The organism is Acidobacteriota bacterium, from assembly GCA_030697165.1.
Classification (GTDB): domain Bacteria; phylum Acidobacteriota; class Vicinamibacteria; order Vicinamibacterales; family UBA2999; genus 12-FULL-67-14b.
This window is the reverse complement of record JAUYQQ010000023.1, coordinates 351289-367601: the sequence shown is the minus strand read 5'-3', so window position 1 is coordinate 367601 and position 16313 is coordinate 351289. Positions and strand designations below refer to the sequence as shown.

General features: G+C 65.2%; 26 protein-coding genes. 25 read left to right on the top strand and 1 reads right to left on the bottom strand.

The window, feature by feature from the left end:
- Positions 1-247 (bottom strand): hypothetical protein (locus Q8T13_23865; GenBank protein ID MDP3720811.1); only part of this gene is annotated, 247 nt, incomplete at its 3' end.
- Between Q8T13_23865 and Q8T13_23860 the strand changes: the two genes are divergently transcribed.
- From Q8T13_23860 to Q8T13_23740, 25 genes are all read left to right on the top strand, one after another.
- Entirely contained in the window at positions 234-428 is a 195-nt protein-coding gene (locus Q8T13_23860) for a hypothetical protein (GenBank protein ID MDP3720810.1), read from the top strand. The two genes, Q8T13_23865 and Q8T13_23860, sit on opposite strands and share 14 nt — an antisense overlap.
- A gap of 26 nt (positions 429-454) precedes the next feature.
- Positions 455-853 carry a hypothetical protein gene (locus Q8T13_23855; GenBank protein ID MDP3720809.1) on the top strand — a complete coding sequence of 133 codons (399 nt, stop codon included), beginning with the start codon at positions 455-457 and terminating at the stop codon, positions 851-853.
- 4 nt (positions 854-857) lie between these two features.
- Entirely contained in the window at positions 858-1592 is a 735-nt protein-coding gene (locus Q8T13_23850; GenBank protein MDP3720808.1) for a hypothetical protein, read from the top strand.
- Complete coding sequence (locus Q8T13_23845) at positions 1592-2017, top strand: hypothetical protein (GenBank protein MDP3720807.1); 426 nt, start codon at positions 1592-1594, stop codon at positions 2015-2017. Before Q8T13_23850 ends, Q8T13_23845 begins: the two co-directional genes overlap by 1 nt.
- A complete protein-coding gene (locus Q8T13_23840; GenBank protein MDP3720806.1) occupies positions 2014-2430 on the top strand; it encodes a hypothetical protein in 417 nt (138 codons plus the stop codon). Before Q8T13_23845 ends, Q8T13_23840 begins: the two co-directional genes overlap by 4 nt.
- 5 nt (positions 2431-2435) lie before the next feature.
- Positions 2436-2807, top strand: a complete 372-nt coding sequence (locus tag Q8T13_23835) for a hypothetical protein (protein MDP3720805.1) — start codon at positions 2436-2438, stop codon at positions 2805-2807.
- Positions 2808-2824: 17 nt separating this feature from the next.
- Entirely contained in the window at positions 2825-3565 is a 741-nt protein-coding gene (locus Q8T13_23830) for a hypothetical protein (GenBank protein ID MDP3720804.1), read from the top strand.
- A gap of 4 nt (positions 3566-3569) precedes the next feature.
- Positions 3570-4094, top strand: coding sequence for a hypothetical protein (locus Q8T13_23825; protein ID MDP3720803.1), 525 nt, complete (start codon positions 3570-3572; stop codon positions 4092-4094).
- The gene (locus Q8T13_23820) at positions 4091-6022 is read left to right on the top strand and encodes a DNA cytosine methyltransferase (protein ID MDP3720802.1); all 1932 of its coding nucleotides are present in this window, start codon (positions 4091-4093) and stop codon (positions 6020-6022) included. Before Q8T13_23825 ends, Q8T13_23820 begins: the two co-directional genes overlap by 4 nt.
- On the top strand, positions 6019-6279 hold the full coding sequence (locus Q8T13_23815; GenBank protein MDP3720801.1) for a hypothetical protein: 261 nt from the start codon (positions 6019-6021) through the stop codon (positions 6277-6279). Before Q8T13_23820 ends, Q8T13_23815 begins: the two co-directional genes overlap by 4 nt.
- Positions 6276-6998 (top strand): hypothetical protein, encoded by a 723-nt coding sequence (locus Q8T13_23810; GenBank protein ID MDP3720800.1) that lies wholly within the window; start codon positions 6276-6278, stop codon positions 6996-6998. The genes Q8T13_23815 and Q8T13_23810 overlap by 4 nt, the downstream gene beginning before the upstream one ends.
- Positions 6995-7357, top strand: coding sequence for a hypothetical protein (locus Q8T13_23805; GenBank protein MDP3720799.1), 363 nt, complete (start codon positions 6995-6997; stop codon positions 7355-7357). The genes Q8T13_23810 and Q8T13_23805 overlap by 4 nt, the downstream gene beginning before the upstream one ends.
- The gene (locus tag Q8T13_23800; GenBank protein ID MDP3720798.1) at positions 7357-8757 is read left to right on the top strand and encodes a DEAD/DEAH box helicase; all 1401 of its coding nucleotides are present in this window, start codon (positions 7357-7359) and stop codon (positions 8755-8757) included. The genes Q8T13_23805 and Q8T13_23800 overlap by 1 nt, the downstream gene beginning before the upstream one ends.
- A gap of 32 nt (positions 8758-8789) precedes the next feature.
- Complete coding sequence (locus Q8T13_23795) at positions 8790-9674, top strand: DNA methyltransferase (GenBank protein ID MDP3720797.1); 885 nt, start codon at positions 8790-8792, stop codon at positions 9672-9674.
- Complete coding sequence (locus Q8T13_23790; protein ID MDP3720796.1) at positions 9674-10135, top strand: hypothetical protein; 462 nt, start codon at positions 9674-9676, stop codon at positions 10133-10135. Before Q8T13_23795 ends, Q8T13_23790 begins: the two co-directional genes overlap by 1 nt.
- Complete coding sequence (locus Q8T13_23785) at positions 10132-10491, top strand: hypothetical protein (GenBank protein ID MDP3720795.1); 360 nt, start codon at positions 10132-10134, stop codon at positions 10489-10491. The genes Q8T13_23790 and Q8T13_23785 overlap by 4 nt, the downstream gene beginning before the upstream one ends.
- 97 nt (positions 10492-10588) lie before the next feature.
- Positions 10589-10750: a hypothetical protein gene (locus Q8T13_23780; GenBank protein ID MDP3720794.1), complete on the top strand. Its 162-nt coding sequence runs from the start codon at positions 10589-10591 to the stop codon at positions 10748-10750.
- Positions 10751-11044: 294 nt separating this feature from the next.
- Positions 11045-11533: a hypothetical protein gene (locus tag Q8T13_23775; protein ID MDP3720793.1), complete on the top strand. Its 489-nt coding sequence runs from the start codon at positions 11045-11047 to the stop codon at positions 11531-11533.
- 2 nt (positions 11534-11535) lie between these two features.
- Positions 11536-11967 carry an ASCH domain-containing protein gene (locus Q8T13_23770; GenBank protein MDP3720792.1) on the top strand — a complete coding sequence of 144 codons (432 nt, stop codon included), beginning with the start codon at positions 11536-11538 and terminating at the stop codon, positions 11965-11967.
- A gap of 11 nt (positions 11968-11978) precedes the next feature.
- The gene (locus tag Q8T13_23765; protein ID MDP3720791.1) at positions 11979-12518 is read left to right on the top strand and encodes a hypothetical protein; all 540 of its coding nucleotides are present in this window, start codon (positions 11979-11981) and stop codon (positions 12516-12518) included.
- A gap of 14 nt (positions 12519-12532) precedes the next feature.
- Positions 12533-12748, top strand: a complete 216-nt coding sequence (locus tag Q8T13_23760) for a hypothetical protein (protein ID MDP3720790.1) — start codon at positions 12533-12535, stop codon at positions 12746-12748.
- Positions 12749-12762: 14 nt separating this feature from the next.
- Positions 12763-13182 (top strand): hypothetical protein, encoded by a 420-nt coding sequence (locus Q8T13_23755; GenBank protein ID MDP3720789.1) that lies wholly within the window; start codon positions 12763-12765, stop codon positions 13180-13182.
- Positions 13183-13350: 168 nt separating this feature from the next.
- Positions 13351-14022, top strand: coding sequence for a terminase small subunit (locus Q8T13_23750; protein MDP3720788.1), 672 nt, complete (start codon positions 13351-13353; stop codon positions 14020-14022).
- Positions 14019-15980: a phage terminase large subunit family protein gene (locus tag Q8T13_23745; protein ID MDP3720787.1), complete on the top strand. Its 1962-nt coding sequence runs from the start codon at positions 14019-14021 to the stop codon at positions 15978-15980. The genes Q8T13_23750 and Q8T13_23745 overlap by 4 nt, the downstream gene beginning before the upstream one ends.
- Entirely contained in the window at positions 15980-16210 is a 231-nt protein-coding gene (locus Q8T13_23740; protein ID MDP3720786.1) for a hypothetical protein, read from the top strand. Before Q8T13_23745 ends, Q8T13_23740 begins: the two co-directional genes overlap by 1 nt.
- The last annotated feature ends 103 nt before the right edge of the window (positions 16211-16313 follow it).

The window sequence follows — 16313 nt, the reverse complement described above, 5'->3', positions numbered from 1 at the left end:
GAACCCGCGCACCCGCGAGCAGCTCCGGAACCCGCGCACCCGCGAGCAGCTCCGGATACGGCGCACCCGCGAGCAGCTCCGGAGACGGCGCACCCGCGAGCAGCTCCGGAACCCGCGCACCCGCGAGCAGCTCCGGAACCCGCGCACCCGCGAGCAGCTCCGGATACGGCGCACCCGCGAGCAGCTCCGGATACGGCGCACCCGCGAAAGCCACGGGCGCGTGCTCAGCAGCCGTGGCCACCAACATCGACGCGAAAGCTCAGGCGGGTCCCTTTGGCGTGATTGCGCTGGGGTTCTACAACCGCCCGGCCGCGCGTTACGAAATGCGTTGCGCGCGGATCGGGGTGGGCGACGCCAGCGATGGGCTCTTGAAGGCCCTTACCTGGTATCGCCTCGATTCAGCTGGCGAGTTCATCGAAACCACGTAAGACCCCCGTAGTTGGAGTTTTGCCGAATGCTGAAGGTCTACATTGCCGCACCGTTTCAGTTGAAGTCAGAAGCCGTTGTGCTGCTGGCGCTGTTGCAGGGCGCCGGCTACGAAGTGACCTCGACGTGGCTGCGCGTCACCGACATGCCCGACACCGATCAGGCGGCGCGGCTGGACCTGGCCGACATCGATCGGTCCGACGTCTTGGTCGCGATGAACCCCCACGGCTGGGAGTCGAAGGGCACCGGTGGCCGGCACGGTGAGTTCCTCTACGCCCACGCGAAGGGCAAGGAACTGATCCTGCTCGGGGTCCGCTCGAACGTCTTCCACCACCTGTCGAACGTGCGCCTCGCCGGCTGCCGGGCCGAGGTCCTCGTGCTGCTGGTGCGCCTGTGGGCCGAGCGCCGGGCGGCGGTGGGAGCGTAGCCCAATGGCCCGCGGTCGCATCATCTCGAAGAGCCTGAGCACGTCGCAGCGCTATTTGGCGTTGCACGACGTCGCCGGCAAGCTCGCCGAGTTCTGCCAGGCGCTGTTTCCGTTGCTGGTGGCCCACTCCGACGACTTCGGACGCATGCCCGGGGACCCGCAAACGGTCAAATTCCTGGTCTTTCCGGGAAGCCCCCGGAAGTTCCCGGAATTTCAGGCGGCTTTGCAGCACCTCGAACAAGTGGGGCTGATCACCGTCTATCCAGACCCAAGCAGCGGCGGTGAACGCATCTGCTTGCAGGTCAACAACTTCGAAGCACACCAGAGCGGGTTACATAAACGGACAAAGTCACGATTCCCGGAAGCCCCCGCCAATTCCGGGAAGGTCCGGGAGTTTCCCGGAAATTCCGGGTCAAGAGAATTGAATGGAATTGAAGAGAAGAGAAAAGAAGAAGAGCCAGAGATCGTACCGGTTACGAACGATCCGACCGACACGTGGCAGCGTGTCATCGGGTTTTTGGAAATTTCAGAACACACCAAAGGCGTCTGGTTGCAGCCTTGCTGGCTACTTCGAGAGACCGACGAGCTGATTGAAATCGCGGCGCCGAACACCCTCGTCGCGACCCACCTGCGCACCAATTTGAGCCTCACCCTGAAGGAAGCCATGGCCGTTGCGTGTCCTGGCAAGGGTCTGTCGATCGTCGTGCAGAAGCCCGCCGCGAAGCGGAAGGTGAGCTGATGGCCAGACCTTACACGGGCCTCGTCAACTTCGCCGGACGCATCGAGTGGACGCAGCCGCGTGCCCTGCAGTCGTGGCTGTTGCGGAAGGTGGGCAAGCGGGTGATGGCGCGGCTGTATCTCATCTCGGCGCGCACCGAAGAGCAGCTCGCGTATTGGTTCGGCGTTCCGGTCAAGCGTGTCGCGAAGGCCACCGGCTACACGTCCAGCCAGGCGCACGCGCTGATGCTCGCGTGCTGCTTCGGCGTCATCGTCGATCCCGCGACCGGCCGCGAGATCCCCAAGGTGCCGTCAACGGGTGACCTGACGCGCCGACAGTTCGCCGCGCTCATCACCTGGGTCGGCCCGTGGGCCCTGAAGACCTACAACCTCGTCATTCCGCCCCCCGCGGCCGTGCGCGGCGAGGACCTGGACGGCGACGCATGAGCAACCCTCAGCCCCGCTTCGACTGGTCGGCGCCGGTGGCGCGGGAACGCCCTGCCTTGCCCGTCGCGCAGAGCGACCACGCCATCGCCACGCACCACAGCGCCATGGCCGCCGAGGCGGCCTCGAAGACGCGCGTGTCGAAGGCGCAGGAGCTGCGCGAGATCTACGCGGCTGCCGGCGACAAGGGCAAGAGCGACTGGGACGTGTTCTACGAAAAGGGCTGGCTGATGTCGACGATCTGCGGCGCGCGCAACAGCATCAAGGGTGAGCTGTGGCCGGCCGACCGCGAAGGCCTGAGCCCGTCCGGCAACGCCGTGACGTGCTGGCGCCTGGCCACCCCCGCAGAAGTTGAGAGCAAGAAGCTGGCGGTGCAGTCCGCACTGCCGGCGTCGTCCACCGAGGAAAGGAAGTGACGGGCATGAACGCAGTGAGAGCCGTGACGTTGGACACGATCGCGGGCGGGGCGGTCGTCGAGTTGTTCGGCGCCGAGTTGAAACGTGTCGTCGAGAACATCGCCGACATCAACACCGATCCCGAGCAGAAACGCACCATCACCATCAGCATCGAGTTCAAGCCGGAAGGCGTGAAGCGCGACAACGCCGACGTGAAGGTGAAGTGCACGTCGAAACTCGCCGGCATCCTCACCGTGAATACGCAGGTGTTCATGGGCATGCACGCCGGCAAGCTGATCGCGGTCGAGAACGATCCGCGGCAGGGTGGGCTCTTCGACGAGCCCGAAGTGAAACCGTTGGCGGCCGTCACCAACATTAGCCAGGGAAGGCAGGAGTAATGGAAGTAGAAACCGACGTGACTGAAATCGCCGATCTCGCGCAACGGAAGCCGATCGAGATCGGCGGCTTCATTGTGCGGCCGAACGACTGGACCGCCGAGGATCCGAAAGGCCTGGCGAAGCCGGAGCCCGCGTTCCCGTTGCCGAAGGCGGCTGCGTTGAAGGTCGCCACGCTCGGCGCCCTGCGCGACTACTTGAAGACCAACCGCGACGGCCTCGACCTGTCGAAGCTGATCGCCCACATCGAGTCGCCGAACCGTGTCTCGGTAGGCAGCGCTCTTCGCGCGCCCGCCCGAGATCGCGAGATCTACATCACGGCGGAAGCCCACGACATGACCGATGGCTTTGTTGGGAAATACCACTCCAGTGAAGACTTCAACATCGGCCTGCAGGTGAGGTTTGTTGACATGGACCAGCGCGCGGCGCTGCTGGATGTTGTGAGCAGTGTCAAGACCGAACAGTCGGCCGCGGCCCTCGACAACGGCGTGACGCAGACGCTCGAGGCCCGTCACGGCGCGGTGCTGAAGTCGCACCAGACCCTGCCGAACCCGGTCACGTTGACACCCTTCCGCACCTTTCGCGACATCATGCAGCCCTCCTCGGTGTTCGTGTTGCGTGCGAAGGCAGAGCAGGGCCAGCTGCCCAGCCTCGCCCTGCTCGAAGCCGACGGCGGCACCTGGAAGCTCAGCGCGATTCAGCGCATCAAGGACTGGCTCGATACCGAGCTCAAGGACTTGAACATCGCGGTTCTCGCCTAACGCCATGGCTCCACGTTCCAGCGCCATCGCCTCAGGCTTCGACCGGTTGATTCGGGACGTCACGCGCGTCCCGGCCGGTCGTGCTGCGCGCGATGGCGCTGGGCGTCGGCCCAAGAATCCCAACCTCGAGAAGTATCAACAGCACGAGGGCTGCAAGCTGCTGTCGTCGCTTGGGGCCGTGGTGCTGATCATCGGCACCCGCCGCTCGCGCGGTAAACCGTGCCCGAAGTGCAAGACCTTCGTCCCCGAGGATCAGGGGACCCGCCAGACGCCGGGCATTCCCGACGTGCTGGCGTTCCTCCCGGCCCGCGGCGGCGCGCCAAGCGTGACGCTGCTGTGGGAAGCCAAGCACGCCGATGGCGGCCGGCTGTCTGCCGACCAGCAGCGCATCGCTGACCTGTGCGCGCGGTCCGGCCAGGCCTACTGCTCAGGGCCGCTCGACGCGCTGATCTCCTGGCTGGTGGCCAACGGCTACCTCAAGGCCGAGAACCTGCCGCACTACCGCGTGCCGGCTGGAGCGCGCTCATGAAGATGAACGCGGTTGACATGTTCTGTGGCGCCGGTGGCGCGAGCACTGGCCTTGTTCGGGCCTGTGCCGCCCTCGGCGTCGAGCTCGAGTTGTTGGCCATCAACCACTGGCCGACGGCTGTTCAAACGCACCTGCTGAATCACCCGAACGTTCGCCACAAGTGCGAAGAGATTGAGCGCATCAACCCCCGTGAGGAAGTTCCGAGCGGCCGTTTGAACCTGCTCCTCGCTGGGCCTGAGTGCACGCACCACTCGAACGCCGCTGGCGGCCGCCCGAAGAACGAACAGTCCCGGGCGTCGGCCTGGAATGTCGCGAAGTGGGCGCAAGAGCTTTACATCGACACCATCCTGATCGAGAACGTGCCCGAGTTCCGCAACTGGGGGCCGCTGGGCGCGGACGGCAAGCCGCTGAAGTCCAAGAGGGGCGAGACGTTCAAGGCGTTTCTCGAGGTGCTGCGCTCGCTCGGATACAAGCTCGAAGTAAAGATCCTGAACGCCGCCGACTTCGGCGATCCCACAACCCGGCAGCGGCTGTTCGTCCTGGCCCGGCGCGCCCGGCACGAAATCAACTGGCCGGAGGTGACGCACAGCCGGACCGGCGCGTCCACGCTCTTCGGTTCAACGAAACGCTGGAAGGCGGCGCGCGAGATTATCGACTGGTCGCTGCAGGGCAAGAGCATCTTCAACCGGAAGAAGCCGCTGAAGCCGGCGACGATCGCCCGGATCCTGGCAGGCCTGGAGAAGTTCGGCGGTCCTGAACTCAAGCCGTTCCTGGTGGTGCTTCGTAACCACGCGGACGGGCGGTCGGTGGAATCACCCATTCCGTCGCTCGCCGTAGAGGGGCAGCACATTGGCGTCGCGCAGCCATTCATCGTGCCCGTCAACCACGGCGCCGGCGACCTGCGGTCGAACTCGATCGAGGCTCCCTTGCCGACGCTGACGGCAAAGGCCAACCAATACCTGGTGGAAGCCGCGCTGCTTGGCCAGCATGGCGGTGCCTCGTTGCGCCCCGTCTCACAGCCGGTTCCGACAGTGGCCACAGACGGCGCGATTGCGCTCGTCGAGCCCTTTATGGTCCCGATGTATGGCGAGCGCGAGGGGCAGGGCCCGCGCACGCATTCAGTCGATCAGCCTGTGCCGGTAATCCCGGCGTCTGGTGGCGGCAAATTCGCTGTCATTGAGCCCGTCATCGTCGACGTGGCCTTTGGCGGCGGTGATGAGACCAGGCGCCAGCAGTCCATCGAAGACCCGCTGGGCACCTTGCCGGCGTCGAACCGCTACGCCGTCGCTGAAGCCTCGCTGGTGGCCATGGAGCATGGCGGCCGAGAGCTCAGCGTGGACAAGCCCGTCCCCACAATCACGACTGCCCGCGGCGGTGCCATTGGTGTCGCCGAGGCGATCATCGTGTCGGCTGGCGGTCCCAAGTGCCCCGCCCGGCCGGTAAGCAAGCCGATGGGCACAGTGCTTGGGCGCGATCATCGCGCGCTCGCGGAGGCCTTCCTCGTGACGGCCGGCGGGCCATCTGGCCAAGGAAGGAACGCCAACAGCATCGACGAGCCACTGCCGACGGTGCTGGGTGAGAACCACCGCGCGCTCGTCGAGCCGGTGATTGCCTCCTACTACGGCACCAACAACACCAGCCCGGTCAGTGCGCCGTTGCCGACGGTGACCACGAAGGATCGGTTTGCCTTGGTCCAGCCAGTGATCAACGGCCTGGCGCTCGACATCCGCTTCCGCATGTTGCAGCCCCACGAGCTGGCCGCGGCGATGTCGTTCCCCAAGGAATACCAGTTCACCGGCAAGCGCGAGGACGTCGTTCGGCAGATCGGGAACGCCTGGCCAGGCGAGCTGGCGTTTGCGTTGTGCAAGGCCATCGCCAAGGACTACGCCCCGAAGAAGCGGGCGCGGAAAGGGAAGGCAGCGGCATGAGCGAACACGAAGACGGCCGCGAACTCAGTGGCGCTGAGGCGACATCGGCGCTCGAGCGGGTGATGCCGAAGATCCGGAGCATCCACGCAGCGCAGCAGGAGCTCGTGCGCGCCGGCCAGGCCTGCCTGCAGCACAACGGCGGCCCCATCAACGAGGAAGAGACCGTCGACGGCGAGAGCTACGTCATGGTCCGCCTCGGTGACTTCGAAGCACTGCAGGCCGCGCTGGAGCAGCTGGGAAAGGCCCGGGCGTCATGACCGGCGAGCTGATGACCGCCGCTGACCTGAACGCCATTCAGGGCGCTCCCGGAGATCTTGACGTCGACCTCTTCGGGAATGTGCCGACGATCGACACCGGCGTCCGGTCCACCGGAGACTTCTACGAAACGCCGAAGTTCATGACGCGCTCGCTGGTGCACTACCACCGCGCCATCGTCCGCTCAATCCCGTTGAACGACGGCACGAAGGGCCAGCGCGCCCCCGTCATCCTCGAGTGCTGCTCTGGTAACGACGCCATCGCCGTGGTGCTGCGCGAGGAATACGGCCTCACGGTGCACACGAACGACATCGACCCGCGTCACCCGGCCGAGACGCACGAGGACGCCACGCAGGCCGCCTACTGGCAGCGCTGGCGCGGCGGCATGGGTGAGCGGCCCGAACTGCCGGCCATCGACTGGGTAGTGACCAACCCGACCTTCGTCAACGCCCTGCCCATCCTGCAGCACGCCATCAGCGTGGCTCAGGTCGGCGTGGCGTTCCTGTTGCGGAAGACGTTCCTTGAACCCACTGAGGACCGCGGCCCGTGGCTGGCGCAGTTCCCACCCACGCGCGAGATCGGGCAGCCCCGCTACTCGTTCCGAGGGTCAGGAAACGACAGCGTGTCATGCGACTGGATGATCTGGGAGCGCTATCCAGATCGTCGCCTCGGCCGCGTCATCGACCACACCGCCGAAGACCGCGTCAGGAGGCCTGCGTGATGGAAGTCGTATGGGATGGCACCGCCCGCGCCCCTCTCGGCCGCTACCTCGCCGTCGAATCCCAGCCCGTCAGGCCTGCGGGAATCAGGATCGGAGCCCCGCCGCAACTGCGGGCCGGTGACGCCTTTGGCGCCGCCGTCGTCAAGTTCGTCGCCCTGAAACCGGTGGCCATTAGCGAGATCGTCACCGAGTTCAGCGACCAGTATTGCAAGTCGAAGGTTTACAGCAAGGTCTCTGACCTCCGCCGCCGGGGCGTCCTCGTTGTGGTTCGGACCGAGACGCACGAGCGCGCGAAGGGCGCTGGCCCGATGGCGCGCGACATCTACGGCGTCTCGTCCGACCTGGGAGGCGCCGCCTGATGGACACGAGCTATCAGCAGTTCCTGGCCGGCAAGACGATCACCGTCCCGGAACGTGGCCTGGCCGAGCAGGACCTGCCGACGCTGGCGCCGCACTTGTTCGGCTTCCAGAAGGCTTCGGTGGCGTTCGGCCTGCGGTCCGGCAGCTATGGCCTGTTCCTCGATACCGGCCTCGGCAAGACCGCCTGCGAGCTGGAGTGGTGCACGCACGCCGCGGCCGCGTCGAACGGGCGGGCGCTGATCCTGACCCCGCTGGCGGTGGCCAGGCAGATTGAAGCCGAAGGCCTGCGCTGGGGCTACCAGGCGCGCGTCATCCGGGACATGGGCGACGTGGCCGACGGCATCAACGTCTGCAACTACGACCGCCTGCATCTCCTCGAGCCGGCCGCCTTCGGGGCCGTCGCCCTGGATGAGTCGTCGATCCTCAAGGCGTTCACGGGTGCGACCACCCGCAAGCTGATTTCCGCCTTCGCCGGCCACCGTTGGCGCATGGCCGCCACCGCGACGCCCGCGCCGAACGATCACATGGAGCTCGGCCAGCACGCGGAGTTCCTCGGCCTGATGACCTCGCACGAGATGCTGATGCGCTGGTTCATCGCCGACCAGACGTCGATGGGCACCTATCGGCTCAAGGGCCACGCGGTCGAACCGTTCTGGGACTGGATGGCGTCCTGGTCGCGCATGGCCGAGCACCCGCGCGACCTCGGCGACGATCTCCCGAATTTCAACCTGCCGGAGCTGCAGATCATCCGGCACGTCGTCGAGGCCGAGACCGTCCGCCGTTCGCCAGGCGATGCGCTGTTCAACACGGTCCCGGTGTCGGCCACCGAGATTCACGACATCAAGCGGCAGACCGCCGAACGCCGTGCGCAGACCGCCGGCAAGTTGGCCGCCGAGACGCCGGGCCCGTGGGTGCTCTGGTGCGACACCGACTACGAGGCCGACGCCCTATGGGCCGCGCTCGAGGGCGTGGACGGCGTCGCCGAGGTGCGCGGGTCGATGTCCACCGAGCGCAAGGAACAAGCGATTGCGGCCTTCGGTTCGGGTGCCGTCCGGATACTCATCACGAAGCCCTCGATGTGCGGCTACGGCCTGAACTGGCAGCACTGCCGGCAGATGGCGTTCGTCGGCCGCTCGTTCTCCTACGAGGCCTGGTATCAGGCCGTCCGCCGCTGCTGGCGCTTCGGTCAGCGGTTCGTCGTCCAGGTGCACCTCATCGTCGCCGAAGGCGAGGACGCGATCGGGCGTGTCATCGACCGCAAGTCGGCTGATCACCAGCGCATGAAGGCCGCCATGGCCGCGGCAATGCGTCGCGCTACCGGATTGGCGCCGCCGCTACGCAAGGCATATCAACCCATTCACGCCGGCCAGTTACCCGCGTGGCTCAGGAAAGCGAGTTAACCGATGGATATGAAAACAGGGAAGACCTACGAATGACCGCCATCAACTGCCTCGGTGACGTGCACGGCGATCGCTTCGCGGCCTACCACGGCGATTGCGTCGACGTCGTGAGCCAGCTGCCGGATGCCAGCGTCGGCTTCTCGGTGTTCTCGCCGCCGTTCGCGGGGTTGTATCTATACAACGACTCGGTCGCCGACATGGGCAACGCGAAGGACGATGCCGAGTTCCTGGCGCACTACCAGTTCCTCGCCCGCGAGCTCTATCGGGTGACCCAGCCTGGCCGGTTGTGCGCGGTTCACTGCAAGGACCTCGTCTACTACCGCAACCAGGGCGGCACCGCTGGCCTGCGCGACCTGCCGGGCATGCTGATTCAGGCCCACAAGGACGCCGGCTTCGACTTTCACTCTCGCGTCACTATCTGGCGCTGCCCGGTCCGCGAGATGACGAAGACCAAGGCGCATGGGCTGCTCTACAAGCAGCTGCGCGCGGATAGCACCTTCAGCCGGCAGGGACTGCCGGAATACCTCGTCGTGTTCCGCAAGTGGGCGGCCGAGGGCGAACCGGTGACGCCCGTCACGCACACCCCCGAGTCGTTCCCGCTCGACCAATGGCAGGAATGGGCGTCGCCGGTCTGGATGAGCACCCGCGAGACCGACACCCTCGAGGCTGAGGGCTCGCGCGCTCCGAACGACGAAAAGCACATCTGCCCGATGCCGCTGGACCTCACGACCCGCGCCGTCGTGCTGTGGAGCAACGAAGGGGACACGGTCCTGTCGCCCTTCATGGGCATCGGTTCTGAAGGCGTCGTCGCGCTGCGCCAGCGCCGCCGGTTCATCGGCTCCGAGCTGAAAGCCTCGTATTTCCGGCAGGCTGTTGAATACCTCGAGGCTGAGGACCGGCAAGGCGGGCTGTTCTGATGAAGGCTCGTCTGCGAATCGTTCCCTGTGACCTCGACCAGGCAAACAGTTTCGTGGCGCGCCACCATCGGCATCATCCCCCGGTTCGCGGTCACAAGTTCAGTGTGGCTGTCGTCTCGGAGGTCTTGGCCGAAGTGGTGGTCGGCGTTGCGATCGTCGGCCGTCCGAACGCCCGTGGCTTGGACGACGGATGGACACTTGAGGTCACTCGCAACTGCACCGACGGCACAAGGAATGCCTGTAGCGCCCTTTACGGGGCATGTGCCCGCGCTGCCTTCGCGCTGGGCTACACGAAGCTGATCACCTACATCGGCTCCAACGAGTCCGGGCTCTCACTAAAGGCGTCAGGCTTCAAATGTGTCGCCGAGGTGAAGGGCCGTTCCTGGTCCTGCCCGTCTCGTCCGCGAGTTGAGGGCCTCTCCCCGCTCCAAGACAAACTGCGTTGGGAGGTAATGGCATGAAGATCCTCCCGCCCGTCAAGACGCTGCCGCCGATCCAGTCGCCGTGCGCACCGCCCCGTGCGGACCGCCAGCCGGCCTACCTGGCCGCGAAGCGTTCCCCCGGCCTGTGGGTGCCAGTCGAGTGCGAAGGGCACCGTGAGGCCCTGTATTTGGCGAATGGCGCCCGTCGGCACGCCACGCTGAACCTCGAGGCCGAACAGCGCGGCAACGTCGTGTTCATACGGTATCTCGGCCGGAACGGGTTTCAGCCGGTTCATCGGCCATCGGGTGACCTCGCGGCCAAGGAAACCATGCTGCGCGTCTTCTCGCCCGAGTCCATTGCGGCCGCCAACGAAGCCCTCGGGAGGCATTCATGACCGAAACCATCGTCGCGATCGGGTTGGGCATTGGCTTGGGGCTTCTTGCCGTCGCCGGCTACATCTGGACCCGCAAGGACAACGAATCGGGTGACCTGTGAAGGCCGCCCTGCTGCGCTGGTGGCTTGACCTGCTTTCCGACTACCACGACTGGCGATCGGTGCGTCACCAGCAGCTCGCCGACATCCACCGCCGCATGAGCGGCTATTGCGACAACCGCGTCGCCGAACTCGATGATCAGGAGGCCCGTAATGCTTGACGTCCTCGAACGTTGTTTGATGTTCGCCGCCAGCGTCGTCCGCCGACTCCGTCACGCGACGTGCTGGGCCCTTCATGGTGGCCACGAGCTGTATCGAGCCCGAACCGACTCGCGGCTGTTCCAGCAGTGCCTGCTCTGCGGCTACGAGACGCCAGGCTGGACGATCGATCGGCGCGATCGTCGGCTACACCTCGCAACCGGATCTACGCCCGCAGGCCCAGCGAAGACTGAAACCAAGCCCGTCAATCTCTATTCGTGGCCTGGCGTCTACGAAGAGAAGCCGAGGTTGCGAGCATGAACGCTTCATGGCGGACCTTCGACGCAATCCAGACCACCTGCGTCTGCGAAGGCACCGGGGCCTATGTAGTCGCCTCCAAGGTGAAGGGCTGCGACGTGCTGGTTAGCGGCTACTCCACGGAGCCCTGCGTTTGCCGCAAGAACCTTCCGGCGCGTGAGGGCAAGGCCACCTGGTGGACCAAGGAAACCGTGTTTTCGGAAACAGCGATCGCGCTGGTCGATGAGGTGCGCGTCAGCGTTCAACCCGAAGTGCCGATGAGCGACGACAACCATCGAGTCCAGCGCCGCGGCAACCGCTACTACCCGACGTTCGTCGACTTCGAAGTTGGCCGCGAAAGGGCGATTCTGTTTCCGGACGAGGCGAGGAAGCTCGCCCAACTGCTAGTTCGGGCCGCTGATGCCGCTGATCTGATTGACCACGCCGACGTCGATGCCTGCGGGCATTGGGCGCCGTGTGACTGCGGAAAGGTGAAGGCAACGGCGTGATCATGCCCACGAAGGCCCTGACAATCTGCCAACCATTCCCGGAGCTGATTCTCCGCGGCTTGAAGCCCATCGAGAACCGCACCTGGGCAACGCACTACCGCGGTGAGCTGCTGATCCACGCCGGCCTTTCGAAGGAATGGATGGAAGGGTTCGACCTTGACGAGTTCCCCGGGATGCGCTTCGGCGCCGTCGTGGGAATCGCCCGGCTTTCGGCCTGCCTGCCGAAGACCGGCACGGCCCGCGAAGACGATAAGTGGGGACCGTGGCGCAAGCTCTATCGCCACGAGCACGCCAACGGCCCGTGGTGCTGGGTTCTGGAGAACGTGCGCAAGCTGTCCGAGCCTTTGGAGGTTCGTGGCGCCCAAGGCCTCTGGACGCCGCCTGATTGGCTGTTGGCGCGTGTCCAGGCGATGAAGCTGGAGCGTGTCGCGTGACACTGCAGCCCGTGTTCGATCGTGACCAGGCACAGGACGCTTGGGAACGTTGGGGGATGAACTGCGGCCCCGCCGCCCTAGCAGTGGCTGTCGGATTGACGCCCGATCAGGTTCGCCCTTGGCTGGATGGGTTCGATTCGAAGCGCTACACGAACCCTCGAATGATGTTTCAGGCGCTCGGAGAGGCTGCCAAGTGTGGCCAGATCCGTAGTCATCAGGTCCACGTAATGGGCCTCAACGCTCGCGTCCAGGATGGCTGGCCGAAGTTTGGTCTCGCCCGAATCCAATGGGAAGGCCCGTGGCTGAAGGCAGGCGTGCCGATCGCGGCCCGCTATCGTCAGACGCATTGGGTCGCGGCCCAGATTCTCGAACATCGCGATAGAGCCGACGAGGTTCGAATCTTTGACGTAAACGCCATTCGAGAGACGGGAGGCATCGTCACGCTCGCCCAGTGGTCAGAACAACTGGTGCCTTGGCTCACGAAGAACTACGTTCCTCGAGCTGACGGTGGCTGGCACATTACCCACGCCATCGAGGTAGAGCGCTCGTGACATTCCGAGCGCCAGTGTGGCCACCGAAGAACGTGTGGCGCGTCGTCGTTCAGGTTGTGACGATTGCCCGGTTCCGGCGGCCCGAGAACCCCAAGCGCTGCAATATCAAGTGCTACCACGTCTGGCGCTGGGAGACGCTCGAGTCCGACCCTAACCAGATGCCGCTCGAAGGCATGAAGTGCCAGTGCGGCGCCCTGACCTGGACGCCACGAGTGGTGCGCCCGACATGAACATATCAACCGTCATGAGTGAACGCGCACGGCGCCAGGTTGAACTGCTATCAACGCTCAAGGCCAGGCAGGCGTGGTATGCCGCCGGCTGCCCGATGTTCGATGGCATCGAGAACAACTACGCATCGTCGGGTGATCTCGCCCGAGATGCTGCTGATGATCTGCGCCACGCAATCGAATGGATTGAAGGCGCCGCTACCCAAGGGAATGAGCAGATGGAAATCTCAATCGATCGTCGTGGTGAAGGGAAGGGCGCGTTGAAGTTCTCGCTGTCAGTGCGGTCGCTCGATGGCCACACCCACAGCGAGCTGACCAACACCGACCGTGAACGCGTGGCCAAGTTGTTGGCGTCGTTGCTGCCATCGGTGGAGGAGGCTATCCGTCCGTCGACAGCCAACCCGGCCGCCGGCCACGGCGAATCCAATGGGCCGTAGATCCAAAACTTTGGGGGACCCTGTGGTTAATAAACCTCAGCGGGTGGACGGGGCCGCACAGCGCATCTGATTCGCAAGGATCGCCCTAAGGCTAGTTGTTAGTTGTAGTTACGGGTGGTGTGTCTGGTGAGACACGCCCCAATTTCCTCGACGTGGTGAGCGCCGCCCTTGGCCGATTCTGAGAACCAAGAAGTTGTAGAACAGGGCACCAGCGCGGCCGAAACGCCGACGCTGTTGACCCGTCAGGAACTCGCGGATCGACTGGGTCAGCACAAGGGCACGATCACTCGCTGGGAAAGCGACGGCATGCCGGTCGCGAAGAAGATGCCCCGCGGGCAGGCTTCGCTGTTCGACCTGGCCGCGGTTCAGGAGTGGCGCGAGCGAACGAACGCCACAAAGCTCAGCTCGAATCTGTCGCTCGAGCAAGAACGCGCTCGTCTCACGCGCGCGCAGACCGAGAAAGTTGAACGCGAGAATCTGCGGCGGGCCGGGGAGCTGCTGCCTCGAGATGAAGTGGCCCGCGCCGGCCAGGCCTACACCGCCGCGTGGGCGTCGAAGGTCCGCGGCATTCCGCGCAGGATGACGCAGGCCGGTTTCATCACCCGCGATCAGGAACCGCAAGTCGCGGCGATCTGTCGCGAGATCCTCATCGAGATTGCCGGCTGGAAAACCCTCGCCGACGTTGAAGACGCTGCGCCGGCTGTGGAGACGACGAAGCCAAAGCGACGCAAGGCGAAGAAGAAAAAGAAGCCGACGCCATCGAGCACGCCGCCGCCAGCTGCCGCGGTGCCAGAGGCACCGGCGTCGCCGCCGCCAATCGTTGACGAGGTCCAGCCATGAACCCGACGGACGAGCTCGTCGGCTCGTGGTCCGAGGCGGCGCAGCCACCGCCGGAACTGACGGTCAGCCAGTGGGCCGATCTCAGGCGCCGGCTGCCGGAAACCAGCGCAGCGCGCGGCGGCCGCTGGAACACCGACACCGTGCCGTATCTGCGCGGCATCATGAACGCCGTTCACGAGCCCGGCACGCGTGTGATCGCCCTGAAGAAGTGCCACCAGTCGGGCGGCTCCGAAGGCATCAGCAACATCATCGGCTACCACATGGAGCACGACCCGTGCGCGATGCTGGTGGTGCAGCCGACGGCGCAAGTCGCTGAAGCCTGGTCGAAGGAACGACTGGGCGACATGATCAGGACGACGCCTGAGCTGCGAAAGGTCGTGCGGGAGAAGCGGCCGCCTCGAGGGTCGAACGAGTCCGAGAGCACGCTCGCGTTGAAAATCTTCCCCGGGGGCTACTTAGCACTTGGGGGCGCCAACACCGAGAACACCTTCGCCCGGTGGTCGGTGCGCATCGCTCTCGGCGACGACGTCGATCGCTTTCCGGCCGTGGTGGGCGACGAAGGCGACCCGGCCGACCTGCTGATCAACCGCACGACCACCTTCCACGACGCCCTGGCGATCTTCGTCTCCACGCCGACGCTCGTTGGCGGCCGCATCGATGTCATGTATGGGCGCAGCGACCAGCGTCGGTTCCACATCACGTGCCCAGGTTGCGGCCGGCTCGATTGGATTGTCTGGCGGAAGCCGAAGGCCGACTCGAAAGACGCTGGCCAGCACTTCCTCGTGGTGTTCGACGATCGCGACCCCTCGACGGCGCGCGTCGAGTGCCCCTGCGGCTACCAGATCACCGAGCCCGAACGGCGCCGCCTGATCCTCGAGGCGTCGCACACGCCCGGCTTCGGGTGGATTCCCACTGCCGAGCCCAAGGAAACCGGACTGGTCGGCTTCCACCTGCCTGCCATGGTCTCGACGCTCGGCGACGTCACGCTGCAGCGCCTCGTCGAGAAGTGGCTGTCGGCTCGCGCCCGCGGCAAAGAGAACCTCAAGGTTTTCATCAACACCACGCTCGCGGAAGGCTGGGAAGAGCGCGGCGGCAAGATCGAGTCGCACACGCTGATGAAGCGGCGCGAGCACTACGGGCCCGGCATCGAGGTTCCGCTGCAGGCGCCGGTCCTCACTTGTGGCGTCGACGTCCAGGACAACCGCTTCGAGCTGCAGGTGATTGGTTGGGGCCCTGGCGAAGAGCGGTTCGTCGTCGACAACCGCGTCGTGCCGGGCGACCCGAAGAAGGCCGAGACCCGCGACGCGTTGTGGGAGGCGCTGCAGCGCAAGTATCACCACGCCAGCGGCGTCGACCTGCCCATCCAAGCCACGTGCATCGACACCGGCTATGCCACCGAGGAGATTTACGACTTCGTGCTCCGGTATCAGCACCGGCGCGTGTTCGCCACGAAGGGCTTCGGCGGTCGCTCTGGCGAGCCGATCGTCGGCAAGCCCAGTGAGAAGCGCTATGGCAAGTCGCCGCGGCCGGTCCGGCTGTATCCCATCAACGTCGATGACGCCAAGTCCGACGTCATGAATTACCTGACGGTTGAGCCCGGGCAGCCGCAGTTGATGCACTGGCCGATCGAACTCGACACGATCGACGAAGAGTATTTCGCGCAGCTTTGCTCCGAGCACAAGGAGACCCGCACGAACAAGGCGGGTGTGATCACCCACAGCGTCTGGGTGCTCGATCGGGAACGCAACGAGGCGCTCGACACGGCGGTGTTGGCGCTGGCCGCGTTCAAGCTGCTGCGCCCAAACATCGAGCAGATGGCCGAGGTGTTGGAGAAGGCCGCGGCGGCTGCGCAGCAGTCGAAGCCAGCCGCGACTCATCGCAGGGCGGTGCCAGTCCAAACGCAAGACGCCGGCAACGATCGGCGCGTATCGCGTAGCACGTATCTCGGAGGCGAGTGATGACGGAAGTGATCTGGACAACGCGCACGTGTGCTGATTTCCTCGGCGTGACGCCACAGTTCGTGCGCAACGAAATTCGCGACGGGCGGTTGAAAGCCGACGTCTTCGAGCGACGGACGCCCCTCGGCGTGACGCGGTGCCTCTACCGGATTCCGTTGTCGAAGTTCCAGAGCTACTGCGCCGAGTATTGGCCCGAGGCGGCGAAGCGGCTGCCGGCTGTCGCGGCTTGAGTTCCACGGGGAACACAAGCAAATAGAGCAAACAGAGCAAACCGGGGAATAAATCCCTTCTCGACAATTCCGACGACTGCACACTGTTCACGGCAGGGCTGCC